The 26,614-nt window shown below is 63.6% G+C and carries 22 protein-coding genes and 2 pseudogenes; 9 read left to right on the top strand and 15 right to left on the bottom strand.

All coding sequences use genetic code 11. The annotated features are described in order from the left end of the window. Window positions 1–15: 15 nt before the first annotated feature. The 3 genes and pseudogenes from secA (at window position 16) to coaE (ending at window position 4,410) form a co-directional block, all read left to right on the top strand. A pseudogene (secA, locus tag ACVWZN_RS10115) lies at window positions 16–2,741 on the top strand (preprotein translocase subunit SecA). A 69-nt stretch (window positions 2,742–2,810) separates the two neighbouring features. After that, a complete protein-coding gene (locus ACVWZN_RS10110; RefSeq protein ID WP_456953709.1) occupies window positions 2,811–3,776 on the top strand; it encodes a Nudix family hydrolase in 966 nt (321 codons plus the stop codon). 19 nt (window positions 3,777–3,795) lie between these two features. After that, window positions 3,796–4,410 (top strand): dephospho-CoA kinase, encoded by a 615-nt coding sequence (gene coaE, locus ACVWZN_RS10105; RefSeq protein ID WP_456953708.1) that lies wholly within the window; start codon window positions 3,796–3,798, stop codon window positions 4,408–4,410. Window positions 4,411–4,422: 12 nt separating this feature from the next. Here the strand turns inward: coaE and ACVWZN_RS10100 are convergent, their stop codons facing one another. The 3 genes from ACVWZN_RS10100 to pilB are packed head-to-tail and all read right to left on the bottom strand — an operon-like array spanning window position 4,423 to window position 8,271. Further along, window positions 4,423–5,286 carry a prepilin peptidase gene (locus ACVWZN_RS10100; protein WP_456953707.1) on the bottom strand — a complete coding sequence of 288 codons (864 nt, stop codon included), beginning with the start codon at window positions 5,284–5,286 and terminating at the stop codon, window positions 4,423–4,425. A gap of 6 nt (window positions 5,287–5,292) precedes the next feature. Next, window positions 5,293–6,543, bottom strand: coding sequence for a type II secretion system F family protein (locus tag ACVWZN_RS10095; RefSeq protein WP_456953706.1), 1,251 nt, complete (start codon window positions 6,541–6,543; stop codon window positions 5,293–5,295). Between the two features lie 3 nt (window positions 6,544–6,546). Continuing rightward, on the bottom strand, window positions 6,547–8,271 hold the full coding sequence (gene pilB / locus ACVWZN_RS10090) for a type IV-A pilus assembly ATPase PilB (protein WP_456954745.1): 1,725 nt from the start codon (window positions 8,269–8,271) through the stop codon (window positions 6,547–6,549). 148 nt (window positions 8,272–8,419) lie between these two features. Here pilB and ACVWZN_RS10085 point away from each other — a divergent pair, with 148 nt between their 5' ends. From ACVWZN_RS10085 to ACVWZN_RS10075, 3 genes are read left to right on the top strand one after another with little or no spacing between them, the layout of a single operon-like run. Continuing rightward, on the top strand, window positions 8,420–9,136 hold the full coding sequence (locus ACVWZN_RS10085; protein ID WP_456953705.1) for a methyltransferase domain-containing protein: 717 nt from the start codon (window positions 8,420–8,422) through the stop codon (window positions 9,134–9,136). A gap of 54 nt (window positions 9,137–9,190) precedes the next feature. Further along, window positions 9,191–10,048, top strand: a complete 858-nt coding sequence (locus tag ACVWZN_RS10080; RefSeq protein ID WP_456953704.1) for a glycosyltransferase family 2 protein — start codon at window positions 9,191–9,193, stop codon at window positions 10,046–10,048. Between the two features lie 3 nt (window positions 10,049–10,051). Continuing rightward, entirely contained in the window at window positions 10,052–11,218 is a 1,167-nt protein-coding gene (locus ACVWZN_RS10075; RefSeq protein ID WP_456953703.1) for a glycosyltransferase family 4 protein, read from the top strand. On the opposite strand, the gene ACVWZN_RS10070 is transcribed toward ACVWZN_RS10075, so the two are convergent. Next, complete coding sequence (locus ACVWZN_RS10070) at window positions 11,189–12,256, bottom strand: glycosyltransferase family 4 protein (RefSeq protein WP_456953702.1); 1,068 nt, start codon at window positions 12,254–12,256, stop codon at window positions 11,189–11,191. The genes ACVWZN_RS10075 and ACVWZN_RS10070 overlap by 30 nt on opposite strands. 102 nt (window positions 12,257–12,358) lie before the next feature. Here ACVWZN_RS10070 and ACVWZN_RS10065 point away from each other — a divergent pair, with 102 nt between their 5' ends. Genes ACVWZN_RS10065 through ACVWZN_RS10055 form a run of 3 tightly spaced genes read left to right on the top strand, consistent with a single transcriptional unit; the run spans window position 12,359 to window position 15,629 of the window. After that, window positions 12,359–13,381 carry a glycosyltransferase family 2 protein gene (locus ACVWZN_RS10065; protein WP_456953701.1) on the top strand — a complete coding sequence of 341 codons (1,023 nt, stop codon included), beginning with the start codon at window positions 12,359–12,361 and terminating at the stop codon, window positions 13,379–13,381. Further along, the gene (locus tag ACVWZN_RS10060; protein ID WP_456953700.1) at window positions 13,374–14,639 is read left to right on the top strand and encodes a class I SAM-dependent methyltransferase; all 1,266 of its coding nucleotides are present in this window, start codon (window positions 13,374–13,376) and stop codon (window positions 14,637–14,639) included. The genes ACVWZN_RS10065 and ACVWZN_RS10060 overlap by 8 nt, the downstream gene beginning before the upstream one ends. Then, on the top strand, window positions 14,640–15,629 hold the full coding sequence (locus ACVWZN_RS10055; RefSeq protein WP_456953699.1) for a GDP-mannose 4,6-dehydratase: 990 nt from the start codon (window positions 14,640–14,642) through the stop codon (window positions 15,627–15,629). Here the strand turns inward: ACVWZN_RS10055 and ACVWZN_RS10050 are convergent. The 11 genes and pseudogenes from ACVWZN_RS10050 to ACVWZN_RS10000 form a co-directional block, all read right to left on the bottom strand. After that, the gene (locus tag ACVWZN_RS10050; protein WP_456954744.1) at window positions 15,555–16,868 is read right to left on the bottom strand and encodes a lipopolysaccharide biosynthesis protein; all 1,314 of its coding nucleotides are present in this window, start codon (window positions 16,866–16,868) and stop codon (window positions 15,555–15,557) included. The genes ACVWZN_RS10055 and ACVWZN_RS10050 overlap by 75 nt on opposite strands. Window positions 16,869–16,895: 27 nt before the next feature. Then, window positions 16,896–17,804 carry a hypothetical protein gene (locus ACVWZN_RS10045; protein ID WP_456953698.1) on the bottom strand — a complete coding sequence of 303 codons (909 nt, stop codon included), beginning with the start codon at window positions 17,802–17,804 and terminating at the stop codon, window positions 16,896–16,898. Continuing rightward, window positions 17,794–18,363: an NAD-dependent epimerase/dehydratase family protein gene (locus ACVWZN_RS10040; RefSeq protein WP_456954743.1), complete on the bottom strand. Its 570-nt coding sequence runs from the start codon at window positions 18,361–18,363 to the stop codon at window positions 17,794–17,796. Before ACVWZN_RS10040 ends, ACVWZN_RS10045 begins: the two co-directional genes overlap by 11 nt. Continuing rightward, entirely contained in the window at window positions 18,360–18,746 is a 387-nt protein-coding gene (locus ACVWZN_RS10035; RefSeq protein WP_456953697.1) for an NAD-dependent epimerase/dehydratase family protein, read from the bottom strand. The genes ACVWZN_RS10040 and ACVWZN_RS10035 overlap by 4 nt, the downstream gene beginning before the upstream one ends. Continuing rightward, on the bottom strand, window positions 18,743–19,852 hold the full coding sequence (gene gmd / locus ACVWZN_RS10030) for a GDP-mannose 4,6-dehydratase (RefSeq protein ID WP_456953696.1): 1,110 nt from the start codon (window positions 19,850–19,852) through the stop codon (window positions 18,743–18,745). The genes ACVWZN_RS10035 and gmd overlap by 4 nt, the downstream gene beginning before the upstream one ends. Window positions 19,853–19,909: 57 nt before the next feature. Beyond that, complete coding sequence (locus ACVWZN_RS10025) at window positions 19,910–20,326, bottom strand: pilin (protein ID WP_456953695.1); 417 nt, start codon at window positions 20,324–20,326, stop codon at window positions 19,910–19,912. A gap of 12 nt (window positions 20,327–20,338) precedes the next feature. Continuing rightward, window positions 20,339–22,150, bottom strand: a complete 1,812-nt coding sequence (locus ACVWZN_RS10020; RefSeq protein ID WP_456953694.1) for a hypothetical protein — start codon at window positions 22,148–22,150, stop codon at window positions 20,339–20,341. A gap of 115 nt (window positions 22,151–22,265) precedes the next feature. Then, on the bottom strand, window positions 22,266–24,194 hold the full coding sequence (locus ACVWZN_RS10015) for a tetratricopeptide repeat protein (protein ID WP_456953693.1): 1,929 nt from the start codon (window positions 24,192–24,194) through the stop codon (window positions 22,266–22,268). Between the two features lie 90 nt (window positions 24,195–24,284). After that, window positions 24,285–24,716 (bottom strand): pilin, encoded by a 432-nt coding sequence (locus ACVWZN_RS10010; protein ID WP_456953692.1) that lies wholly within the window; start codon window positions 24,714–24,716, stop codon window positions 24,285–24,287. A gap of 198 nt (window positions 24,717–24,914) precedes the next feature. Then, window positions 24,915–25,340: a hypothetical protein gene (locus ACVWZN_RS10005; protein ID WP_456954742.1), complete on the bottom strand. Its 426-nt coding sequence runs from the start codon at window positions 25,338–25,340 to the stop codon at window positions 24,915–24,917. A 781-nt stretch (window positions 25,341–26,121) separates the two neighbouring features. Continuing rightward, window positions 26,122–26,568 (bottom strand): annotated as a pseudogene (locus ACVWZN_RS10000) (glycosyltransferase family 39 protein); the annotation flags it as partial. Window positions 26,569–26,614 lie beyond the last annotated feature (46 nt).

Below are 26,614 nucleotides of genomic sequence, written 5' to 3'. Positions count from 1 at the left end.
TCCAACCGGTCCGTCATGCTCAACAGCCTGCTCACCCGTGTCTTCGGCAGCCGCAACGAACGCCTCCTTCGCCAGTTGCAGCGCTCCGTCGACAAGATCAACGCCCTCGAACCGCAGATGCAGAAGCTCAGCGACGAGGAGCTGAAGGCGAAGACGCCGGAGTTCCAGGAGCGCATCCGCAACGGCGAATCCATCGAAAAGCTCCTGCCCGAAGCGTTCGCGGTCTGCCGCGAGGCGTCCGTGCGCGTCATGGGCATGCGCCACTTCGACGTGCAGCTCATCGGCGGCATGGTGCTGCACCTGGGCAAGATCGCCGAGATGCGCACCGGCGAAGGCAAGACGCTGACGGCGACGCTGCCGGTGTATCTCAACGCGCTGGAAGGCAAGGGCGTCCACGTCGTCACCGTCAACGACTACCTGGCCCGACGCGACGCCGCGACCATGGGCAAGCTCTACGGCTGGCTCGGCCTGACGACGAGCGTCGTGTATCCGGGCATGCCGCATTCGGACAAGCACGCCGCGTACGCCGCCGACATCACCTACGCGACCAACAACGAGATCGGCTTCGACTACCTGCGCGACAACATGGCGCTGTCGAAGGACGATCGCGTGCAGCGCGGCCTCAACTTCGCGATCGTCGACGAGGTCGACTCGATCCTGATCGACGAGGCGCGCACGCCGCTCATCATCTCCGGCCCGGCCGACGAATCGCCGGAGCTGTATATCAAGGTCAACCGCCTCGTTCCGCAGCTTGTGAAGCAGGCGACGGAAGAGGGCGAGGGCGACTTCTGGGTCGACGAGAAGGGCAAGCAGGTGCACCTGTCCGAAGCCGGCCAGGAACACGCCGAGCAGCTGCTTCGCGGCGCCGGCATCCTCGGCGAGGACGAAGAGCTGTACGACCCGCGTCACCTCAGCGTCGTGCACCACCTCAACGCCGCGATGCGCGCGCATGCCATCTACCAGCGCGACGTCGATTACATCGTGCGCGATGGTGAGGTCGTCATCGTCGACGAGTTCACCGGCCGCACGCTGCCGGGCCGTCGCTGGTCCGATGGCTTGCATCAGGCCGTCGAAGCGAAGGAAGGCGTACCGGTGCAGCGCGAGAACCAGACGCTCGCATCCATCACCTTCCAGAACCTGTTCCGCATGTACGGCAAGCTCGCCGGCATGACCGGTACGGCCGATACCGAAGCCTACGAATTCCAGACCATCTACGGCCTTGAAGTCGTGGTGATCCCGACCAACCGCGACATGATCCGCAAGGATTATCCGGATGCGGTGTTCCTCAACCGCGCTGGCAAGTACCGCGCGGTGGTCAACGAGATCAAGGCGGCGTACGAGAAGAAGCAGCCGGTGCTGGTCGGCACCACGTCGATCGAAGTGTCGGAGATGCTCAGCGACCAGCTGCGCGAACTCGGCATTCCGCATGAAGTGCTCAACGCCAAGCAGCACGAGCGCGAAGCGCAGATCGTCGCGCAGGCGGGTCGTCCGGCCGCGATTACTATCGCCACGAACATGGCCGGCCGCGGTACCGACATCGTGCTCGGTGGTTCGCTTGAATCCGAACTCGCGCAGCTCGAAGCGAACGGCCAGGAACTCGACGAAGTCACCAAGCAGCGCCTGAAGTCCGAATGGCTTGCGCGCCACGAGGCGGTCAAGGCGGCCGGCGGCCTGCACATCGTCGGCACCGAACGCCACGAGTCGCGCCGCATCGACAACCAGCTACGCGGCCGTTCCGGACGCCAGGGCGACCCGGGTTCGTCGCGCTTCTACCTGTCGCTCGAAGACAACCTGATGCGCATCTTCGCGGCCGACTGGGTGCAGCGCGTCATGGCGCGCATGGGCCTGAAGGAAGACGACATCATCGAGTCACCGCTGGTGACCAAGCAGATCGCGAACGCGCGCAGCGAAAGGTCGAAGCGCACAACTTCGACATCCGCAAGAACCTGCTCGAGTTCGACGACGTCAACAACGACCAGCGCAAGGTCATCTACGGCCAGCGCGACGAACTGCTCGAAGCCGAGGACGTCGGCGAGAACATCGCGGCGATCCGTGGCGACGTGGTCGCCGAGATCGTCGAGCGTTTCGTGCCGCCGAACTCGATCGACGAGCAGTGGGACCTCAAGGGTCTGGGAGCGACGATCTCCGAGGACTTCGGCGTGCAGCTCGATCTCGACGGCCTGGTGAAGTCGGAACCCGAACTCGACGCGCAAGGCGTGCTGCGCCATGTCGATGAGGTGGTGACGAAGCACTTCGTCGATCGCGAGCAGTCGCTGGGCAGCGAAACCGCGCGCATGCTCGAGAAGCACATCATGCTCAACGTGCTCGACCAGAACTGGAAGGAGCACCTCGCGCGCATGGACTACCTGCGCCAGGGCATCCATCTGCGCGGCTATGCGCAGAAGCAGCCGAAGCAGGAGTACAAGCGCGAAGCGTTCGAGCTGTTCTCCGAGATGCTCGAGAAGGTCAAGACCGAAGTCGTGACGATGCTCGCCCGCGTGCGCATCCGCACCGAGGAAGAGATCGCGCAGGAAGAGGCGGCCGCACGCGCGCAGCTTGAAGCGCAGTCGCGCCAGATGCAGTTCCAGCATGCGGACGTCGGCGGCTACGGCACGGAGAACGAGGCCGCCGACGTGCTCGCCGCAGGCGCCGGTACCGCTGCCGCGGCGATCGGTCGCAACGATGCGTGCCCCTGCGGCAGCGGCAAGAAGTACAAGCACTGCCACGGGCAGCTCGCCTGACCGGACGTCGCTCGCGACTTAGCCAGCACCGGCGCGGCCTGATCGTCGCGCCGGCGTCGCTTCCGGCTCATGGCTGACGCGAAGCGATCGATCCATGTCGTCGCGGGTGTCATCCGCGACGTACGCGGCCGCGTGCTGCTCGCGCGCCGTACCGAGGGCCGTGACCTTGCCGGCCTGTGGGAATTTCCCGGCGGCAAGCGCGAGCCCGGCGAGACGCCCGAGCAGGCACTCGTTCGTGAGTTGCACGAAGAACTCGGCATCGATGTGCGCGTCGGCGCGCCGCTGATCCGCGTACCGCAGCAATACCCGGACAAGGCGCTGGTGCTCGACGTCCGAATCGTCGATGCATGGACGGGCGCCGCGCGCGGCCTCGAAGGCCAGGCCCTGGCGTGGGTGCCGCTCGACAAACTGTCGCGTTACGACATGCCGCCTGCTGACCGACCGGTGTTGGCTGCGCTGCTGCAGCCGGCGTTGTATGCGGTGACGCCAGCAATGGTGGCCGACAATATCGACGTCTGGCTCTCCAGCTTGCAGCGCGCCTTGGATGGCGGGATTCGTCGCGTGCAGCTGAGGTCGCCTGGTGCTGCGTCTGCGACGTGGCGAACTGCGGTGGTCGATGCGATGACGCGTTGTCGTGCGGCCGGCGCCGACGTGCTGGTCAATGGGGACGTCGATCTCGCACGCGAACTCGGCATCGGCGTGCATCTACGTGCCGCACAACTCGCCGCATTCGACGAACGCCCACTGCCCCCTCACGTGTCTGTCGCTGCCTCGTGCCACACGGCCGAGGAACTCGCAGCCGCACAGCGGCTCGGTTGCGACTTCGCCGTGCTCGGCCACGTCGCGCCGACGCCCTCGCATCCGGACCGCGCGCCGATCGGCTGGTCGGGCTTCGCGGCACTGCGCGAGTCCGTCTCGCTGCCGCTGTATGCGATCGGCGGCCTCGGCCCCGCGCATGTCGACCAGGCACGCGAACACGGTGCGCAAGGCGTCGCCGGGATCCGCGGGCTCTTCTTCGACGGTCCGCTCGGCTAGGCTGGCGGCGGAGGTCTCCATGCAGCCCTACGTCATCGGTCTGACCGGCGGCATCGCGTCGGGAAAATCGGAAGTCGCGCGCCAGTTCGAAGCACGCGGCGTCACCGTGGTCGACGCGGACGTGATCGCACGGGAAGTCGTCGCGCGGGGAACGCCGGGGCTCGCGGCGGTCGTCGCGCATTTCGGCTCGGATGTACTGCAGCGCGACGGCCAGCTCGATCGCGCGGCACTGCGACGGCATGTATTCGACGCGCCCGCCGAGCGCGCGGCGCTGGAAGCCATAGTCCACCCGCTGGTGCGGCAGACGATCGAGTCCCGGTGCCATGAAGCGACATCGCCCTACGTCATGGCTGCCATTCCGTTACTTGCCGAAGGCGGCGGTCGCGATGCCTATCCGTATCTCGCCCGAATCCTCGTCGTCGACGTGCCGGTCGACGTGCAGCGCGAACGCCTCGTTGCACGCGATGGAATCGATAGCGATCTGGCAGATCGGATGATCAACGCGCAAGCGACCCGCGAACGGCGCCTTGCCATCGCGGACGACGTCATCGTCAATACAGGCGATCGCGGTGCACTGCATCCGTTGGTGGATGCGTTGCACACGCTCTATCGGCGGTTGTCGGCCACGGGCTAGCCGCGGCGCCGGTTATTGCAGGTGGGCGAACCGCATGTAGCTGTCGATCAGCGTTCCGCCCCAGAAAAACACGATCCAGCCCGCGATCGCGAGGTAAGGGCCGAATGGGATCGGCGTCGCGCGGTCGCGGCCTTTCGCGGCCAGCCAGATCGAACCGATGATCGCGCCGACCAGCGATGAGATCAGGATGGTCGGCAGGATTCCGCGCAGGCCGGTCCATGCGCCGATAGCGGCGAGCAGCTTGAAGTCGCCATGCCCCATGCCTTCCTTGCCGGTGAGCTGCTTGAACAGCCACCACACTGACCACAGGCTCGCGTACCCGACCGCGGCGCCGACCAGCGCCGGCTTCGCGGGCATATAGAGATTGTCGGACGCCGCTATCAAACCCAGCCACATCAACGGCAGCGTCAGCGAATCTGGCAGCAGCTGCGTGCGCAGGTCTATGCCCGACATCGAAATCAGAAAGCCTGTGAACAGCATCGCGCCGAAGCCCTGCCAGCCGAAGCCGAATCGGGCGACGCAAGCGAGGAACAACAGCATCGTCAGCAGTTCGACCGCCGGATACTGCACGGAGATCGGCGCCTTGCAGTGACGGCAGCGGCCACGCAGCGCGAGCCAGCTGAAGAGCGGGATGTTCTCGTACCAGCTCAGCGCGTGTTTGCAATTCGGGCAGTGCGAGCGTTCGACGACGATGCCGGGCGGCGGCGGGTCATAGACCTCGTCGAGCCCGAGCACCTCGCGCGAGTCACGCTTCCACGACCACTCCAGCCGCGTCGGCAGCCGGAGGATCACCACGTTGAGGAAGCTGCCCACCAGCAGGCCGAAGCCTGCTGCAAGCGGATAACCGATCTGCGGGTTCTGGTCGAGGAACGCCATCCAGCGTCAGACGACCGAGGCCAGCTTGAAGATCGGCAGGTACATCGCGACGACCATGCCGCCGACGATGACGCCGAGGAAGACCATGATCAGCGGTTCGAGCAGGCTGGACAGCGCGTCGACCGCATTGTTGACCTCCTGCTCGTAGAACTCCGCGACCTTGAAAAGCATCGTGTCGAGGGCACCGGCTTCTTCACCGATTGCCGTCATCTGGATGACCATGTGCGGGAACAGGTTCACCTGCTTCATCGCCATGTTCACCGGATAACCGACTGCGACGTCGTCACGGATGCGATAGACGGCATCGGTATACACCGCGTTGCCGGTCGCGCCGGCGACGGTGTCGAGTGCCTCGACGAGCGGTACGCCCGCCTTGAACGTCACGCCTAGCGTTCGCGAGAACCGTGCGATCGCCGAGTTGTGCATGATCTGGCCGATTACCGGCACCTTCAGAATCACACGGTCAAGGAAGTGCTGAAATGCGACTGAGCGCTTTTTCGCAGCAATGAACGCAGCGCCCGCACCGATAAGGAAAAGCAGCATCAGCCACCACCAGGAGACCATGAAGTCGCTGAGGTGGATGATCATCATGGTGAATGCTGGAAGGTCCGCGCCGAAGCCCTTAAACACTTCCTGGAACTGCGGCACCACGAAGACCAGCAGGATCGAGCTGACGATCAGGGCCACGGCCACGACCATCGCCGGATAGAACAACGCCTTCTTGATCTTGCCCTTGAGTGCTTCTAGGTTTTCTTTGTACGTCGCGATCGTGTCGAGCACGGTCTCGAGCACGCCGGCAGCTTCACCGGCACGCACGAGATTGCGATAAAGCTCGTCGAACTGGACAGGATGGCGCGTCAACGCCTCGGTAAACGACATGCCGCCCTGGATGTCATTGCGGACCGTCTCGACCAGCGTGCGCATGCGCGGGTTCTTGTTGCCGTTGCCGATGATCTCCAGCGCACCCACGATCGGCACGCCTGACTTCATCATCGTTGCGATCTGCCGACTGAAAATGGCGATATCGCGTGGTTTGATCGCGCTACCGGCAGCACCGAACAGCGGCTTGGCCTTCGGCTTGACCGTCTGCGGCGTAATCCCCTGGCGGCGCAGTTCGGCCTTGACCAGGTTGATGTTCTTGGCCGACTGCTCGCCCTTCATGACGACGCCGCGCTTGTCCTTGCCGACCCAGGTGAAGGTCTGCAGGCTGTCCCCGGGGCGGGCGGTGGTTTTGACTGTCGATCGGCTCGCGGCCATGGCTTAGTCCTTGGTGACGCGGTTGATTTCGGCGAGGCTCGTGACGCCCTTGCGCAGTTTCATCAGGGCGGACTGGCGCAGGTCCCGGATTCCCGAGCGTTGCGCCGCCTCGGCGATCTGCATGGCGTTGCCGCCTTCGAGGATGATCGCCTGGATCTCCTCGGTCATCGGCATGACCTGGTAGATACCCGTGCGCCCCTTGTACCCCTCGGTGCAATCCGGGCAACCGACGGCTTCGTACACCGTGAACCCCGTCGCGATTTCCTCGGCCGTGAAGCCCTCGGCGATCAGCGCGTGCTCGGGAAGCTGCACCGGTCGCTTGCAGTCGTGCAGGCGGCGGGCGAGGCGCTGGGCGATGACCAGCGAGACGGACGAGATGATGTTGTACGGCGCGATACCCATGTTCATCAGGCGCGAGACGGTCTGCGGGGCGTCGTTCGTGTGCAGCGTCGACAGGACCATGTGGCCAGTCTGCGCCGCCTTGACGGCGATCTCGGCGGTCTCGAGGTCACGGATTTCGCCGACCATGATCACGTCCGGGTCCTGTCGCAGGAAGCTGCGCAGGGCGGCGGCAAAGGTCATGCCGCGCTTCTGGTTCTGCTGGACCTGGTTGATGCCCGGGACGCGGATTTCGACCGGATCCTCAACCGTCGAGATGTTGCGGGTGTCGTCGTTGAGGATGTTGAGCGCCGTGTAGAGCGACACCGTCTTACCCGAGCCGGTCGGACCGGTGACCAGCACCATCCCGTAAGGCTTGGCAATGGCGTTGAGGAACAGTTCCTTCTGATCGTCCTCGTAGCCGAGCTTGTCGATGCCGAGCTTGGCCGCGCTGCCGTCGAGGATACGCAGCACCACTTTCTCGCCGAACAGCGTTGGAAGGGTGCTGGCGCGGAAGTCGATCTGCTTGGTCTTGGACAGGTTGAGCTTGATGCGACCGTCCTGGGGCACGCGCTTTTCGGCGATGTCCAGCTGCGCCATGACCTTCAGGCGCGCTGCGATGCGGGTGCTCAGCTTCTGGGGCGCTTTCGCGACCTGCTTGAGAATGCCGTCGATGCGCAGGCGTACGCGGAAGTCCGTCTCGTAGGGCTCGAAGTGAATATCCGAGGCGCCGCGGCGGATCGCGTCCACCAGCACCTTGTTGACGAAGCGCACGACCGGCGTGTCATCGCCCTTGGCGTCGACACCGGAATCGCCACCGGTCAGCTCGTCGTCCTTGCCGACCTCTAGGTTCTCGAGACCTTCGTCATCGCCGCCGCCGTCGCCGAGGTTGTCGTTGTTTTCGGACCAGCGTTCGAGGCAGCGCGCAATGGTGTCCGCGTCGACCAGGATCGCTTCGACGGCGAGGTTGGTCTGGAACTTGATCTCGTCCAGGGCGTGCGAATTCGTGGGATCGGTGATGCCAACGAACAGCCGGTTGCCGCGCTTGAACAGCGGAAGCACGCCATGCTTTCGCAGGAGTTCGTCGTTGACCAGCTTGACCGCCGACTGCCCTGGATCGAACGCGTTGGCATCCAGCAGCGGTACGCCGAACTCGACCGAATTGGCAGCGGCCATGCTCGCGGCCGATACCAGTCGGCGGTCGGACAGGTAGACGGCGAGCGGCTTCTTCTCGGCCGTGGCGGCAGCCATGGCTTCGCGCGCCACGCTCTCATCCAGCGCTCCGTCGAGCACCAGGCGACGGGCAATGCCCGTGATCCCCACCAGGTTGGCGGTAGCGACGGTATTCATGTTGACCCTTTTTGCAGCCCCTGCAGGGACTCTAACGCAAAATCCGGGCCACGCATTGCGGATGGCGCCGCCATTTTCGACTATCGTCCGGACGGCTTCAGCAACGGGCAGGTCGGGGAACTTGGACAGCGGAGCATCCAGACCAGTAGTGGAGGACAAGCGCCGTCCCCACGCCATCCTCGACCTCGCGTCCCGATCTGTGAAGGCGCGGAAAATCGAGCGACTGCTCGGCTTGGAAGACGGCGGCCCACCGGTGCGGCTGCTCGAAGTCGGATGCGGCGGCGGCGGTATCGCAGCGCATTTCGCGAGGAAGCGGGCGTACGACGTCGTCGCGGTAGACGTCATCGACCAACGCCAGGTGCAGGGCGACTACATGTTTCTCCAAGTGCAGGGAGTCGAGCTGCCGTTTCCGGACGCCAGTTTTGACGTCGTCCTGAGCAACCATGTCGTCGAGCATGTTGGCGGTCGCGCCCAACAACTCGTACATCTGCGCGAACTCGCTCGCGTGCTCAAGCCCGGGGGCGTGGGCTATCTCGCTGTACCCAGTCGATGGGCACTCGTCGAGCCGCATTTCGGGGTGCCGTTTTTGAGCTGGTGGCCTGAGCGCTTGCGAACGCCCTATCTCCGTGCAATCAAGGGCACCCATTACGACTGCAATCCGCTTGGACCTTCGGAACTCGACGCGTTGCTGCGGCAGGCGGGTCTGGCTTCGGAGTCCATCGAAGCCGAAGCACTGCAAGCTATGCTCGACCTGAGTGAATTGCGCGGCGTGGGGGCCGCCTGCATAAGCTTGTGTCCCGCGGTCATCAGACGCGTCTTACAGCCGATGATGCCGACACTGATCCGCCGCCTGCATCGCGCCTAGCGATGTCAGCACCGGGCCGATACCGCTCGGCTCGCCGCAGTCACCGACAACAGGATGCTGATGTCTTTCTCGATCGTACTGCCCGCCAAGAACGAGGAGGCTGGGCTTGCCAGGACCCTGTCGGCGTTGCGCGCCGCGTTTCCGGACGCCGAGGTCATCGTGTCGAACGACGGCTCGACGGACGCTACGGCGGTCGTCGCTCATGAGCACGGTGCGCGCGTGGTATCCGCGCCGTATTCGATGGGCAACGGTGCCGCGATCAAGCGAGGCGCACGTGCGGCCACGGGCGACATCATCGTCTTCATGGACGCGGACGGGCAGCACGACCCGGCGCACATCGATGCGCTGCTTCGAAAGCTCGATGAGGGCTACGACATGGTGGTCGGCGCGCGCGACTCGAGTGGGCAGGCGAATCGAAGTCGTGGCGCCGCGAACGCGTTCTACAACCGCCTCGCGAGCTGGATGACAGGCCACGTCGTCGCCGACCTGACGTCCGGCTTTCGCGTCGTTCGCGCTTCCCGATTCCGCGAATTCCTGCACCTGCTTCCGAACGGGTTCTCGTATCCGACGACGTCCACGATGGCGTTCTTTCGAAGCGGTTATCCGGTCGCGTACGTGCCGGTCCCCGTGGCGCAACGCATCGGGCGCAGTCACATTCGACCGCTGCGCGATGGCATCCGCTTTCTGCTGATCATCTTCAAGATCGCAACGCTCTATTCGCCGCTGAAACTATTCGCGCCGGTGGCTTTGGGCTTTGGCGGGCTTGGTGCCACGTATTACGCGTATACGTTCGCTACCGAGCACCGTTTCACCAACATGAGCGCGTTGCTGTTGAGCGCCTCGGTAATCGTATTCCTGATTGGTCTCGTGTCCGAGCAGATCACGTCGCTCACATATCGTCGAGACGGCTGACACGTGCGAAGTCTCCTGGTAACAAGGAACTTCCCGCCGCTCGTGGGCGGCATGGAGCGGCTGAATGAGCACGTCTTGCTCGCGTTATCGAAGCTTGGGTCGGCATCGCTCGCGGGTCCCCGAGGTTGCAGGCGTTTCGCAGGGGAGGCGGTCGTCGCCGAGTTTCCAGTCGGGCACCCGGCGGCGACCGTTGTAGCGGCAGCGCTAAAAGGCGCGTGGTATGCGCGTCACGCGCGCCCTGAGCTGATCGTCGGCGGGAGCGGTTTGATGGCGCCCGCTGTTCTCATGGCGGGTCGGATATCGGGCGCGGCAACAGCGGTCTACCTGCATGGTCTCGATATCGTGGCGCCAAGCGCGATTTATCGCGCCATCTGGTTGCCTGCTATCCGTCGTTGCGATCGCGTCATCGTCAACAGCGGGCACACGCGCGCGCTGGCGATCACGGCTGGGGTACTCGTGCAACGGATTACCGTGATTCATCCGGGCACCGAGCTTCCTCCGCCACGACCGGAGCGGGCGTTGGCATTCCGTGCCCGACTCGACATTGCGGCTGATGCCCCTCTGCTCGTGTCTGTAGGGCGCCTCACCGCGCGCAAGGGGCTGGAATCCTGGGTCCGACATGCTCTGCCAAGGTTGGTGCGACGGTGGCCATCGTTGCGCCTGCTCGTCATCGGCGACGAGCCCAGCAGCGCGTTACTTCAGCGCGGTGGACAAGGGTTTGCGCCTATCGCAATGGCAGCGAAGGCTGCCGGCATGCAGGACGCGATCACTTGGCTCGGCGCGAGGCCCGACGAGGACGTCGCTGACGCCTTGGAGGCAGCCGACCTCCATGTGTTTCCCGTGCTCGATATGCCGGGTGACGTAGAAGGCTTCGGCATGGTCGCCGTCGAAGCGGCGGCGCGCGGTACGCCGACGGTCGCCTTCGCTGTCGGCGGCGTGCCCGATGCGATACGCCCCGGGATCACGGGCGACTTGGTCGATGCGAGCGATTACGGCGCGTTCGTGGATGTCGCCAGCGACTGGCTGTCTCGACGAACCGATCAGCGTGTCCGTGACGATTGCCGGCTTGCAGCGCAGGTTTACGGCTGGGCACGATTCGATACTGAAATGGCTGCTTGGGCGCACGGCGCCATCGGATCCTCACGCGCCGCTCAAAAATGCCTCGAATAAGACTGCGACTTCGTGCCAATTTGGCGGTGGTGGATACCTGACAACGGGACGGTCCAGCAGCGAGCAGATCCGGTCCGCGAGCCCAGTCGCGTCGCCAACAGGCGACAGGTGCTGTGGCGCGTCGCCCAGCATCCAGCTCACCGCGTGGGTCGACGTCGCCGCAACAGGAACGCCGCACGCCATGGCCTCGCAGAGCTTCGCCGGGTAGCTATAACGCCCAAAGCGCGTATTGGCTGTAACCACGCACGCGACGTCGAGTGCAGCGAAGAGGGCCGGCAGCTGAGCGTCGGCGAGATAGCCCGTTGCCGTCACTCCTTCGTGTGAAGCGACGTACGCGGGCGGCCGGCCGCTTACGGCCAAGCGTACGTCTCCACGTCGGCGCCGCACCTCGTCGAGCGCGTCGAGGATCAGGTAAGAGCCGCGGCTGCGCGTCCAGCTGCCGACGTATCCAATCAATGGACGGTCCATCGGCAGGCCCAACCCCATTCTGCAAGTCGCTCGCGACGCGGGGCGAAATTCCGGGTCGGCGGCCATAGGCAGGATTTCGACCCGCTTGCCGGGCCGTGACCGGCCCAGCAGATCGGCGAGTTGCGGCCCCGCTGCCGTTACCAGATCGGCCGCAGCAAGCGATTTGCGCCAGACCAGATGCAGCGGCACGTTCCAAGGCATGTACGCCTCGTAATTGTCGTACGCGTCGATTGCGAGCCGCGCTTCGCCGGCGCGTGCCATGCGGCGTGCGAGCACACCGTACCAAGCATCCGAGCAGCCGATCACCCAGTCCGGCCTTACTGCCCGCGCTTCGTGGGTTAGCGCGCGCGCAAGCCCGACGGGCCCGAGCGACCGAGCGTCGACGGTGCGGACGTGCATGCCGTCCACGGATTGGTCGGCCGGGGGCTCGCGGCGATGACCGCAAAGGACGATGCGGACGTCATGTCCACGCTTGGCGAGTTCGCGGGGCAGATGGTGGAATCGGCCGTAGGGCCGTGCCGCTAAATCCCGGCCTTGCGGAGCGCGTTTGCTGACAAAGAGGAGCCGCAACGTGAGCCTCGGGGCAGATGTAGAGGCGGCAGTATCCCGCACGCGCTCAGGTTACAGTCTGCTGGTTCCCTGCATCCCGCACGGTTCGATGGACCTTTCTCCATGAATGGCATTCGCCTCTCCGTGTGTATCGCGACGCGCAACCGCGCCGACATGATCGGCGACACCATCCGGAGCATCGCGAGCCAAATGCGACCGGACGTGGAGATCTTGGTGCTAGACGGCGCGTCCACCGATGCTACGCCGCAGGTGATGAGCGCACTCTGCGCCGAGGTGCCTCGGCTGCGATATCTGCCTCGGGCGACGAACGGCGGAATCGACCGGGACTACGACGCGGCGGCCTGTGAGGCATCGGGCGAGTACTGCTGGCTGATGTCGGACGATGACGTGGTCCTGCCCGGTGCCATTGACGCGGTGCTCGCTGCCATAAGTACGGGCCGCGACCTCGTTATCGTCAATGCCGAAATGCGAGACCTTCGTCTTGTTGAAACGATCGATGCCGATCGTTTGAGGTTCGATGCCGACCGGCTTTATGGCCCGGACGAACTCGATCGTCTTTTTGTTGAGGTGTCGGGCTACCTGGGGTACATCGGGGCGGTGGTGATCCGTCGGGCGCTATGGCTGGAGCGTGACCGGGCCCGTTATTTCGGCTCATATTTCATCCATGTCGGCGTCATCTTCCAGGCACCGCTGCCGCACGGAGCGATCGCGCTGCACAGGCCCTTGGTCGCAGTGCGTTTCGGCAACACGCAGTGGCGTCCTAAGGAGTTCGAGATCCGCATGATTCGCTGGACCGAGCTCGTCGCTTCATTGGATGCAGTGGCACCAGCAATACGCCGAAGTGTCTACCGCGAGCGCCCGTGGCGGAGCATCAAGAGCCTTCTGTTCTACCGCGCAAAGGGCACTTACGATATTGAAGAGTATCGTCGTTGGATCAAACCACGCGCGCACTCGTCCGTCGACCGTGCCAAAGCACTGCTCGTCGCCTGCGTCCCCGGCATGGTCGCTAACTTGGTCGGACTCATCTACTGCAGATTGCCGTATCGCGATGCCAACATACACCTGCTCGATATGAAGGCGAGCCGGTTCTTCTATCGCAACAGGATGGGCAAAATCCTTGGCTGACACTCTCGACGCGCGCTCTGGTTTCACCACCATCGAGCGCTGCCGCATCAGCGGAAGTAATCACTTGGTGTCGGTGCTCGATCTCGGCACCCAAGCCTTGACAGGCGTATTCCCGCGAAGCACGGCACAGCCTGTGACGCGGGGCCCGCTGGAGCTCGTGTGGTGCCCCGACAGCGGGCTCCTGCAGTTGCGGCATTCGTACAGTCTCGCCGAGATGTACGGGGAGAACTACGGCTATCGATCTGGGCTCAATGCATCGATGGTCGCCCACCTAGCCGGGAAGGTTCGTGGTCTTGAGCGGCGATACGCGCCGTCGGAAGGTGATTGGGTGTTGGATATCGGCAGCAACGATGGAACGCTGCTGGGCTCGTACCAAACCTATGGCCTGAAGCGTGTCGGCATGGACCCGACCGCGGAGAAGTTCCGAGAGTTTTATCCCGACACGGTCGAAATCGTCGTCGACTTCTTTTCCGCTTCATCCTTTCTGGATGCTTCTCGCGGACATCGCGCGAGCATCATTACGTCGATCGCGATGTTCTACGATTTGGAAGATCCCAACGCGTTTGTGCGGGACATTGCCGCTTGTCTCACGCCCGATGGCATCTGGCACTTCGAGCAGAGCTACATGCCGTCGATGTTGCGCACGAACGCCTATGACACCGTCTGCCACGAGCACCTCGAGTATTACTCGCTACGCGTAATCGATGAGCTGCTAGCGCGCAACGGGCTCCGTGTAATCGACGTACAGATGAATTCGGTTAACGGCGGAAGTGTCGCTGTCACGGCCTGCCGGATCGGCTCGTCGCGCGCCGTCGACCGAACCATAGTCGAGTGGATGCTGCAGCAGGAGCAGGCGTGGGGTCTGGATACGCCTAAGCCTTACCGTCAATTCGAAGAGCGCGTGTTCAAGCATCGGGCCGACCTCCAGCGGTTGATTCACGCGCTGGTAGCCGACGGCAAGCGCGTCTTAGGGTACGGAGCCTCGACCAAGGGCAATGTGCTGTTGCAGTTCTGCGGGTTCGGCCCGGACGTAATTCCGGCGGTCGCCGAGGTAAATTCTCAGAAATTCGGCGCTTACACGCCAGGCACCCTTATCCCGATCGTGTCGGAGGCGGAGGCGCGCGCCATGCGCCCTGACTATTTCCTCGTGCTTCCGTGGCATTTCAAGCCCGGGATCGTGCAACGCGAGCGTGACTATTTGGCCGCGGGCGGGAAGCTGATTTTTCCCATGCCCGAAATAGAGATCGTAGGCGATTGAATGCGTGCGCTGATCATCGGCCACCGCGGGCAGGACGGACGTATTCTCTGGCAGCAACTCGCTGAGCGCGGGTTCTCACTAGTTGGCGTGTCGCGCTCTGGCGTAGACCTGCACGACAGCACCGATGTCTCCTGTACGGCCAGTCCAGCGGAGGTCGTGTCGTCGCTTCGCCCCGACCAGATCTATTACCTCGCTGCATACCATCACAGCGCTGAGCAGGACATCGATCCCGTCGGCATTTCGACGTTGAGCTGGGAGGTGCATGTTCACCGCTTCGAAGAGGTACTAAACGCGGTCCGTTACAACTCTCCTAAAAGCCGGGTTTTCTATGCGAGTTCGTCGCGAATCTTCGGTGATGGCGAGGCGGAAATACGCACTGAATCGTCGCCGTGGCGGCCCCAATGCATCTATGGCGTTACGAAGGCAGCCGGAACGGCATTAGCCGGCTATTTCCGCCGCACGCATGGTGTCCATGCGTCCTGCGGAATACTCTTCAACCACGAGTCTTCGTTCCGGGCGCGTCACTTCCTATCACGTCGAGTCGTTGAAGGGCTGCTCGACATACGCGACGGACTCGCGCAGACCTTGGTACTCGGGAGCCTAGATGCACAAGTCGATTGGGGATATGCGCCCGATTACACGGGTGCCATGCAGTTGATACTGAATGCTCCCCCCGACGACTTTGTCATCGCGACCGGGGACTTGCACAGCGTGAGGGATTTCGTCGCGATCGCGGCACGTCGACTTGGCATTACGTGGGAGCCTCGGGTCGTCCAGAGGCCGCATCTGTTGAAGCGTCCCCCCCAGGCATTTTGCGGAGACGCTGCCCGGTTACGCGCAGAGACGGGCTGGGCGCCCAGCATCGACTTCGAGGCAATGGTGATTCGGTTGGTCGATGAAGCGGCGGCTCGTCGATCAGTACGTCCGTGCAAATACGGCAGCTACGATGCGGCGTCCGAAAATCAGGGCAGCTGGCACGTTGATGACTAGATAGGTTGTCACCGTCGCCCACGGTAGCCACGCGACTTCGCCGCGCGAGAGAAGGGCAACCTTCGCCGCGAAACACAACGTAGCGAACGCAACCGACGTTGCGACCTGGTAGCGCAGTACGCTGGCGGCGTTGAGAAAGGCGCTCCAAGTTGCTCCGACAGATTCCAGAACGCACCACGCGGCGAAGCCTGCAACGAGACTGGCCGCCGCCTCGATCGGTCGGTGCACCCACGCAGCGACGAGGCGATCGAATCCCTCGAACAGCGTCAGGGCTGCGACTCCCGATATGACGGCAGCGGCTGCGAGCGATCTGCGGAGCGTTCGCGCAACCCAGTCGCGGTGCCCGGACGCCAGCGCCTGTCGATATGTCGGCCAAAGAGGCGCGAGGATCAAGGCTAGACCGAGCGGAATCACCGAGAACAATCGCTGAGCCAGCGCATACGTCCCAGCGCGCTCAGGGCCTGCGTATGCCGAAACGAGCGAAAGATCTATCGAGAACGCCAATGCCGCGCATAGCTGCAGCGCGAAGAACGCCAAGCCTTCATGCCAGATAGCTCGGCGCCGCGCAGCGTCGCTAGTGGCGTCGTAGTGATGTGGAAGGATGGTTTCCCGTTGAAGACGACGGGTGTTGATCGCCGAGCCGAGCAGCGGCCCACACACGCTGGCGCTCACGAGAGCGGGCAGTCCGGCATGGAGCTTAGACAGAACGACTAAGAGGACTAGCGACAACGCCTGACCAAAAGCCTGCCATTTGAACGTTGACTCGCCGCGACCGCGTCCGAGCTGAACGCGACCGGCGACGTTGAGAGGCGCGCTCGCTAGGACGCTCCCCAATACGACTGCAACAGAAAGTTTTACGTCAGAGGAAGCGATTGACGGTGCCCCGAGCCAATGAGACCACGGCGCGAGTACTACCAGCGCCATCCCAGGAACTAGTAATAGCGCGGCAATGCCTGCAACGGCGCGGGTGGCCACCCTTGTAATCGCCGCTACATCATCCGCCGAGTTGCGACCATGCGCGGAGGCGACGAGGTTCATGGCACCGTTTCCGAGACCAAAATCAAGGAAACCAGCCAGTGCGACGAACGAGACCAGGGTGGCCCACGTTCCGAACAGAGCGGGTCCAAGTGCTGCGAGCACGAACGGCACGGCGGCCAACAGGTTGACTGCCGCGGCAGCGCGGGCAACTAGCGACCATCCTCCTGTTCGCGCGATGTTTCGACCTCGCGCCCCGAACAAGACAAACGGCTTGCGCCCCGTGTCCAATCAGAAAGGCTCGACAGAGCCGGTAATTACGTTGACCACCGGCAGTCCACGAATCGAAGATTGTGCTTCCGCGAGCGTTGCGTACGTCAGACGACCGTTTGCATTACGGCTGTCGCGGAAGCAGGGGTCCATGCAGAACTCACTGCGGACACGCGTGATCGCGTCGACCATCAGGTCGTCGCGCACGAAGTACACGTTGTTTCCTGCGCTGTTGGTGCCAATCGGCGTATATCCCTTTTGAAGCGCAAGACTCTCAAGTGCGCGGATCGACGTACCAAAATACTGTCCGGAATGGTGGGCAGCCAGTCGTGAAAATCCGTCGTCGTAGGGGATGGTTACCGCCCGCTCCGGACCAAACACCGCGTTGTACTCCATGATGACGATGCCTGGCTTCGTGCATTCGATCGCCTGCCACACCCAATAATCATTTCCGTCGATATCGATGTGCAGAAGCCCTAAGGCGCGGTGACCAAGCCACGTCGCGATCAGTGCGTCAATATTGTCCCGGGTGATCAGTGCAGCCCGCGTGTCTAGACGGCACCGCCAAAACCAAGAGCGGCTGCGCAGACGCGCCATGTCCCGGGTGGACCGATCCATAACTAGACCATGCCAGCCGTTATTGATCAGGAGGAACCGCGTGTTCGATTCGCTGTAGTCCTCGACGCCAAACTCAACGAACGTTCGTTCCAGCTGGGGCAGTTGTGCGACGAGCCATTGAATGATGCCGTCGTCACCGAACTGCGAGAACACGCGGAACTCGGCGTCCGACAATCTAGCGATGTGCTGATCACCGGCAATGCTTCGTGCGAGTGCAGCACCGATGAGCTCTCGGGTTCTCTCGTGCGCACGCAGGCCCTGCACGAGATCGCGAAAGTCGCGATACGCGTAACGAAGTTGGTCAGTCCACATGACTTGTCTGCACGCTCGCGCGATAAGCCCCAATCGTCTCTCTGAGACCTTGCTCGAGTGTGATCTTCCGCTTCCAGCCGAGAGCTTCGAGGCGATGGGTATCAAGTCGCTTCCGTGGCGTGCCGTCGGGGCGGGTGGTATCGAAGCGCAGCGCGCCTTTGTATCCAGAGAGGTCAGCAATCAGCCGAGCCAGATCTGCAATCGAAATCTCGTCTCCGGAACCAACATTGATCAGCTCGGTACCCTTGTAACGGTCGGCCAGAAATAGAACCGCATCGGCAAGGTCGTCGACGTGCAACAACTCCCTCAGCGGTGACCCGGTCCCCCAAACAACGACCTCGTCCGCGTTCACGCGTTCCGCCTCGACTATCCGACGCACTAGCGCGGCGACCACATGGGAGTTTTCGGCGTGGTAGTTGTCGCCAGGGCCATACAGATTGGTCGGCATAGCTACGATCGCGTTGAAACCGTATTCCTGTTGATAGGCCCGGCACATTGTCAGCCCGGCGATCTTCGCGATCGCATAGGCCTCGTTCGTTGGTTCGAGGGGGCCTGTCAGCAGACTATCCTCTTGCAGAGGTTGCGGTGCGAGCCGCGGGAGTAGATGCAGGACGAGCCGAGGAAAACGAGCTTGTGGGCACCATGTTTCCAGGCGGAGTGAATCACGTTCGTCTGAATGGCCAGGTTATCCCGGACAAAACTCGCAGGTTGCGATGCATTGGCATGGATTCCGCCTACGCGGGCCGCTGCAAGGAGAACGAGCGAGGGCCGTGCAACAGCGAAGAACGCGTCGACGGCGGCTTGATCGGTGAGATCCAGCTCGCCCCGATCACGAAGCACGAGGCTCCGGGCGCCGAGCGCCCGCAAGCGCCTTACAAGGGCGCTGCCTACGAGTCCGTGATGCCCCGCTACGTAGATTGGCGCGTCCAAGTCGATAGTCATTCTCGGGACGCTACAACGGAATATCCCGCCTTCTCGATCAAGGCGTCGCGACGCGCGATCTCCAGGTCCACCATGGCCATTTCACGTACTAGCTCGGTGAATGGTGTGCGGGGCCTCCAGCCGAGTTGGTCGCGGGCTTTCGAGGCATCGCCGAGTAGCGTGTCGACCTCAGTAGGCCGGTAGTACCGCGGATCTACCGCGACGACTTGGCGACCGATTGGTGCTCCGCAATTTTCGGGAGCGTGGACGAGTATGGCGCGTTCATCGGCGCCCTTGCCTGCCCACTCGAGCTTGAGTTCCAACATTTCTGCAGTCGCGTCGACGAAATCACGGACGCTGTGCTGTTCGCCGGTTGCAATCACGAAGTCGTCAGCAGAAGGTTGCTGCAACATTAGCCACTGGGCCTCGACATAGTCGCGAGCATGGCCCCAATCGCGACGTGCGTCCAAGTTACCGAGGTAAAGGCAGCTGTCGAGCCCAAGCCGAATTCGCGCCAAGCCGCGGGTGATTTTGCGAGTGACAAACGTCTCGCCACGCAGCGGGGACTCATGGTTGAACAGGATGCCATTGCAGGCGTACATGCCGTACGCCTCACGGTAGTTGACGGTGATCCAGAACGCGTAAAGTTTGGCGACGCCGTACGGCGAGCGCGGGTGGAACGGCGTGCTTTCCCGCTGCGGCGTTTCGGCGACCAACCCGTAGAGCTCGGAGGTCGACGCCTGGTAGAAGCGAGTCTTCGATTCCAGGCCGAGGATGCGAATTGCTTCGAGGAGCCTCAGCGTTCCCAAGCCATCCGCATTGGCGGTGTATTCGGGTGTGTCGAAGGACACTTGAACGTGGCTTTGGGCTCCGAGGTTGTAGACCTCGTCCGGTTGGACCTGCTGCAGAATGCGAATGAGGTTAGTCGCGTCCGTCAAGTCGCCGTAGTGCAGAGCGAAGCGACGATCGCTCTCGTGCGGATCCTGATAGAGGTGGTCGATGCGCGCGGTATTGAACGAGGACGCCCGGCGCTTGATGCCGTGTACCTCGTAACCTTTCGCCAGCAGAAGCTCGGCGAGATAGGCGCCGTCCTGACCGGTAACACCTGTGATGAGAGCTTTCTTCATCGGCTGGCCACGTTCGAAGTGGGCAGCGTAGCGCGAACGGGTGCAGCCCGCAGCCGGTCAGCAGTTGGACGGCAGGTATTTACGCGGCAGGCCCGAGCACGTCCAGTTAAGACTGCCCCCGTTGTTCGCTGCCGCCATGATCATCGACTGGCCACTGATGACGGAGTTACTGGCGCCACCGTACGTAATCGTGATGTTGCCGGTCGCGTCTACGGCGACCGAAGCCACGTATTTGCCCTTGATCGAGCCCGAGGTCGCCATGCCCGCATCGGAATTGTCGTTGGGGTAGGCGCCGTATGAGGCGTAGTACGTCGCGATCGCAGTTTTCGCCCCAGTCGCCAAGCTGTAGCCTTCGGCCACTTGCGCGCGGGTCACATAGTCCCGGTAGGCCGGAAGCGCGACGGCCGCCAGGATCGCGATGATCGCGACGACGATCATCAGCTCGATCAGCGTGAATCCCGATTGCTTGGACATTTGCCCTTCCAACTATTCGTGATGCGCGGCGGGTTCGGCTCTCGACTGCAGTTGCGTCTCGAGTCTCGAGATTTCCGCGAGCGCAGGGTCGAGCTCCCCATGCCGGTTTTCGGCACGCAGTCCGGCAATGAGCGCTTGGATTTCCCGGGTGTTATGCAAGTCGGATGCCAACAGGATTTCCGCAAGCGCAACCCGGTACCTCGGCTGGCTCGGCGCGAGCCGCACTGCCATCCGGGCCTGCGCGAGCGCCTCTGCTGCCTCGTGCGCGATGTTGAGCAGGTAATTGGACATGATGATCCGCAGGTCCGGGTCGTCAGGGTTGCGACGGAGTGCGATATCGAGCGTGGTGCCGAGCTCCTTCCGATCGATCCCACATTGCATGTCGACGCCGCATTGCACGAGCGAATAGAGCGCGCCGACATCCTCGGGACGGGTGACCTGATACGTCAGCTTATGGCGCAGCGCGTCCCAATCCGCGCGGGTGACGGGACGGTGTGCTCGAGCCATCGCCACAATGACGGCCTGGTCGCCGAGGATGGAGCTGTCCGGCAGCGCCGCGGCGTGACGAAACTCCGCGATCGCCATCGACCATGCGGGCGACGACGCGTCTCCGCCGGAAAGCCAGTAAAAACGGCTGGCGAGTGCATAGGCGGCGCGTGGTGATGCCGGCGCACGGCTTTCAAGCTCGACGTCCAGACGCACGGGATTGCCCCAGGTCATCGTCTGCATCACGCACAGCGCTGCCAGCGCGACGATGGGAATGACCGCGAGCGTGCGACGAGCACCCTGCGACAGGCGACGCGTGGCCTCCGAAAGCATGTCGGCGACTGCCCAGAGCACACCGAGCAGCGCAACATAATTTCGATGCTCGAACGCCAGCTCCAGTGGCACGACGTTGCTGGTCAGGACGTGTGCCATAAAGAACCATGCAATGCCGAGCGCGAACAACGGTCGGCGCTGGCGCAGCCAGCCGCAGGCCCCGAGCAGGGCGAAGATCGCCAGCGTCGAAAACAGGGTGGTAAGTGGGCGCAGCCAAGCGGTTGATACCGTCAGCCCGTCGTAATAGAACGGCATCGTCGACGGGAGCGGCAGCAGGATCTGGCCGAGGTACGTGATCAGAACGCGTGGTTGCGTCAGCAATCGTTCGGCGAGATCGAATGGACGGCCCGCGTACGCACTGGCCTGCAGGTAGCGCGGCAGGATGATGGTCGCGTACAGGACGATCGCGACGCACACGCCGGCCACATAGACCGCTCGCAGGCGAGTTTTCTGGTGCTCGGCGGGCATCGCGAAGCCGAAGACGAATAGCTCGAGAAGCAGCACGAATGCGGGGGTGAGTGCGGCGGTTTCCTTGAAGCCGACCCCGAGGGCGGTGAAGCCGAGCGCTGAGGAAAGCCATGTCCATGCGCGTCGACCGTCGAGCTGACGCTCACGCGCGATCACGTAGCAGAGCAGGGCACCGAAGACGCCGACGCCCGCGCCGACTTCCATCCGCTGCACCACGTAAAGAACTGTCGATGCCTGCAACGGGTGGATAAGCCAAGCGGCGCCGACAACGCTCGCGCCCAGGCCGCCAGGCGCACGCGGCGACAAGCGCGAGAACAGCCGTCGTGTGAGCGCAAGTGCCAGCAAGCCCGCCACAAGGTGCATCAGGACGTTGGTGAGCTTCATCGGCCACGGGTCGAGGCCGGATGCAAGGTAGTTGAGTCCGAACGACAACATTGCGAGACCGCGTCCAAAACCGCTTGCGATCCCTTCCCCGAGTGCACGCAAGACTTGGCCCATCGCGAGCGAACTCATCCGCCAGTCGTTGTCGTCGACCAAGTTCGGGTAGTCGTCGAACAGGAAACCGCCGCTCAAGCCTGGCCAATACACGGCCAGGGTTACCGCCGCCAAGAGGATCGCGGCTCCAGTGCGAAGGATTAGCGCGCGCGACAGATCAGCGTGTCGGACAGGAGGCATACGCGCCATCACTCTGCAGTTGGCGTCGCAGATGCGCCGCTTCGAAAGTCCAGTAGCCGGTGCGCCATAACCACCAGTCGTGTATCGCCCGCATGTGGGGGCGCATCGGGGGCCGGCGGTCGAACAGCGACGATGCATGCGCGAGATATTCCTCGGCGACGCAAGGATCGCCGCCCTGAGCGAGCGTGGCTGCCTGATTGAGCGCGACTGCGGGCCGCGGTTCCTGGTCGAGTGAGCGTTGAAACCACGCTGTCGCTTCGCCCGATTTGCCATTTCGCAAAGCGAGCAAGCCGCGCAATTGCGCCACATCTTGTCGACGACCAGCGATGGAGCGGCCCACGGGATTGGCCGCAAGCGCATCGACGAGGTCGCCGAGCGCGTGGGCGTCGAGCCCGGTGCAGGTCGACGGCGCCGCCTCGACCGCCGTTGACAGCCATCCATATTCCATCGCGCCCACCGTCCGTGCGGTCGCCAAGGCGCGGCGCGCCGAATCGAGCGTTGCCTCTGCGACGCGGCCGCGCGCGCATTCGGCCTCGACCAGCCCGAGCGCCAGCTGCGGCTGACCCGGGTGGCTCGCAAGCATTGGCCGCAGGCGGATTGCGGCAGCTTCCGGTCGGCGCTGCGCAACCTCGTATGTCGCGGCGTACGCCTGGGCACGCGCCGACTCGGGCTGCAGTCGTGCCCACAGGAGCGCCTGCGACGTCGCATCGCCCCACAGGCCTGCTCGCACCCAGGTGAGGCAGGCAAGAAGCAGCGGGATGGTCACGGGCGCAACGGCACGTAGTGCGCGCGTGACCCGTGTGGCCGACTGCACCGGTACGGACAGTGCTACTCCCAAGGGCCAGAACATGAGGCCCGCGGCGAGGTAGTTGCGGTGCTCGAAGTAGAGTTCGAGCGGGATTACGGTCGATTCGATCAGGTGACTCGCGAAAAAGAAGAGCACGGCCGCGCACAGCGCAGGCGCAGCGCGCCGCCAGCGCCAGGCAACACTGATCGCCAGCACCACTGCGATGAGCGAAGGCAATGTCGTTGCTGGCTGAAGCGAGGATGTCGACACGAGCATGTCGTCATGAAACACGCCGCGACCGTAGGGCTGCGGGATCCACAGCGAGGTGAGGTAGTCGATCAGGACGCGAGGCTCGGTCAGCAATCGCTGAGCGACAGACCAGCCACGATAGGGGAGTACGCCTGCGCGTGCCGAGCTGAAGCCCATGATTGCAAGCGAAAGGCAGACGACTGCGGCGGGCAGTACCACCAGGCCCTTGAAGGCTGGCGACTTCGTGCGATCGCGCAGATCAGGAAGGCAGTAGGCGATGAGCCAGGCAAGCACGGGCAGCAGCGCACCATTGGCTTTCGAAAGCGTGCCGAGCACGAGGCAGCCCACGTAGAGCAGCCAGCCGGCACGACGAGCCCGTACGCTGGTGGAGCTGCGAACGGCTGCATCGAACGCGACGAGTCCCGCGAACACGAACAGCGTCGACAACATCGCCTCTCGCTGCACGACGTAAAGCACCGTCGACACGAAGAGCGGGTGTAGCAGCCAGCAGGCTGTGCCGAACAGGGCTGCAGCGCGCGCGCGGCTCTCATCAAGACCGAGGCGAGCACCCATACGCACCAGGAGCGTCAGCAGGAGCAGCCCGGTTAGCGCATGAATGATGAGGTTGGTGCGCTTGAACCGAAGCGGATGGTCAGGCCATCCATTCGCATCCACCAAAAAGGTCAGCAGAGAAACCGGGCGCCCGGTGGGGTCCGCATTCCCCGAGGTCAGGTAGGCGACAAGAAGGCGCGGGTGATGGAATACATCGAACTGACCAAGCGCAGGAAGGTTCGCGAAGTCGTCGAACAGGAATGGGCCGTGGAGGCCACGCCAGTAGGCACCGGCGGTAGCCACGAGCACGAGCGCCACGGCCGCCAACCACATGAGTGCAGTTCGGATAATCATCCCCGGCATAAAAAAAGGGCCGCTTGCGCGGCCCTTTTTACCAGCTGCTGCGAATTAGCGGCAGGAGCTCGGCAGGTACTTGCTGGTGACCTTGCCGCCACCGGTGCAGGTCCACGAAATGGAACCGCCGTTGTCGACCGGGCTCAGCGTCAGCGTGCCGCTGCTGATCTTCGAGCTCGCGCCGGTGGCACCATACGTCGCCTTGATCTTGCCGTTGGTGACGGTGAGGTCGCTCACGTACTTGCCGGTGATCGAGGCGCCGCCGGCGATGCCGATGGCCGAGTTGCCCGCGGCAGTGAACGTGCCGTAGTTCGAGTAGTACTCGGCAACCGCCGTCTTCGCACCCGACGCCAGGCTCATGCCTTCCGTCACCTGCGAGCGGGCGACGTAGTCCTGGTAAGCCGGCAGCGCGATGGCGGCCAGGATCGCGATGATCGCGACAACGATCATCAGTTCGATGAGGGTAAAGCCTTGCTGGTTCTTCATTGTGTATCCCCTAGGAGAGTGGTCTTCACGGACAACGCCGGACGGCTCGCCAGATCCTTCGGTCTGCCATGCTCGCTGCCCGTGCACTGCGAGCATACGCATAACCCGTGCCAAACCGATGGTCCAGTTTGCGGTGGTGCTTTCGAGGCGCCGATCACGCTTGCTCCGACGAGCGGAAATCGTGAGTGACGCAAAGTGTCAGTTCGTCGGAGCGGTGTGACGCGGAGCGTCGTTCTCGACGCGGGGGCTCTTTGCCTCCAGACGCTTGCGTATCTCTGCTGCCGCGGCCGGCGACGGAGCACGCGCCGCGGCAAGTGCCCAGCTCGCTCGCGCCTGTCGCTGCAGCCCCTGCGCTGCCTGCAGGTCCCCAACTCGCAGCGTAGCTTCCGCCGTAGGGTCGAGCGCGGCAGCGCGCTGAGCGGCCTGCAGTGATGCCTCCTCGTGTCCAAGTCGCTCGAGCGCGAGACTGTAGTTCTGCCATGTCGCAGCGAGATCCGGCCGCTGCTCCAGTGCGCGTTGCAGATGGGGCAGGGCGATGTCCGGGCGGCCGCTCTGGAGCGCGATGAAGGCTCGCAGTTCGTGCAGGCCGCTCGCGTCTGGCGATTGCGCTTCGACGCGACGCAGCTCGGCTTCGGCTTCCTGTGCGCGCCCCGAGCGCAGGTACCCCCAGGTGACGCGCTGCCAATCCGGAGGGAAATGCGGGGATCAGCTGCCGCGCCTGGATGGCGCTCCACGCCCCGAGCAGCCCACTGACGACGATGCCAAACGCCAGCTCGCGCACGTCGCGCCGCCGCAATGCATCGAACAGAAAGACTAGCCAGCACGCGCTGCCGAGAACGAAAGGGCCGATGAAATCGAAACGGAACCGGTCTTCGGCGAAGAACACGGCAATGGTGAGAAGCCCCATCGCGACCGGCGCCAACAACACAAGCGCGCGTCGGTCTCGACGCAACCAGAGCACGAGCCCTGGCAAGCCGAGCGCAAACAGCCAGCCGAATGGCAGCGGAAGCGCGCGCAGCACGGGCGAGAAGCATCGCTCATCGCCGTAGCTGCGCGTGTTGGGGACTTCCGGATACGCCGAGAACTCCCGCAGCTTGCGAATGCCGTTGGCCATCGACTGCCACGGATGCGCAAAGAGGTAGCTCGTCGCTTCGTGCTGCCAGTACGCGCTGACCTCGTTCGGGCGCAACGAGTGGCCGGCGCGCCGCTGGGCTTCGCGCTCATACCCGCGCCAGATTTCGAACGGCGCCGTATAGCGTCCAACGAACGAGGGAACTCCGGAGCGGGACTGCGGATTTTCGTCGTTGTAGAGCTGGTGCAGAACAATGCCGCCATTGTTCGGCAGCGGCGACCAGTTTCCGGAAATCGCGTGGTTGCGCGCTACAAGCAAGGCGAGCGGTAGTGCCAAACCGGCGATGAGAAAGCTCACGCCGTGGACCCACCGGCGTCGCGCTTCGACCGAGCACGCGAACACGACTGCGACGGCCAGTGGCGTCATCAGCAGAAGGTTGGAGCGGATCGCGACGCCGAGTCCGCAATACGCACCGAACAATGCCCAGCGACGCGGTGTCGGCTGCTGCATGAGCCCGAGCAGCGCGAAGCTCCACCATGTTAGATAGGCGACATCGCAGGTCGGTTTCAGGATCGCCGCCGTGTACGCGATCGCGGTGCCCGTCAGCGCGTAAATGGCTGCGGCAACCAAGCCTGTTCGGGGACGTCCGAGTTCGCCGGCGATGCGATACAGGCCGTAGGCCGTCAGCGTATCGAGCGCGATCTGCAGCAGGTAGATGGGAAACAGCGATCCGGTGACGCGCAATACAGCGCCAACGAGATAGCCGTAGAACGGGTCCATGAAGGCGAAGATCGGCTGCAGACCGCCGCTGCCCGAGGCGACGTCG

It is taken from the genome of Lysobacter sp. HA35 (genome assembly GCF_054061195.1).
The sequence above is the reverse complement of the archived record's forward strand: the minus strand, read 5'-3'. Positions and strand labels throughout refer to the sequence as shown.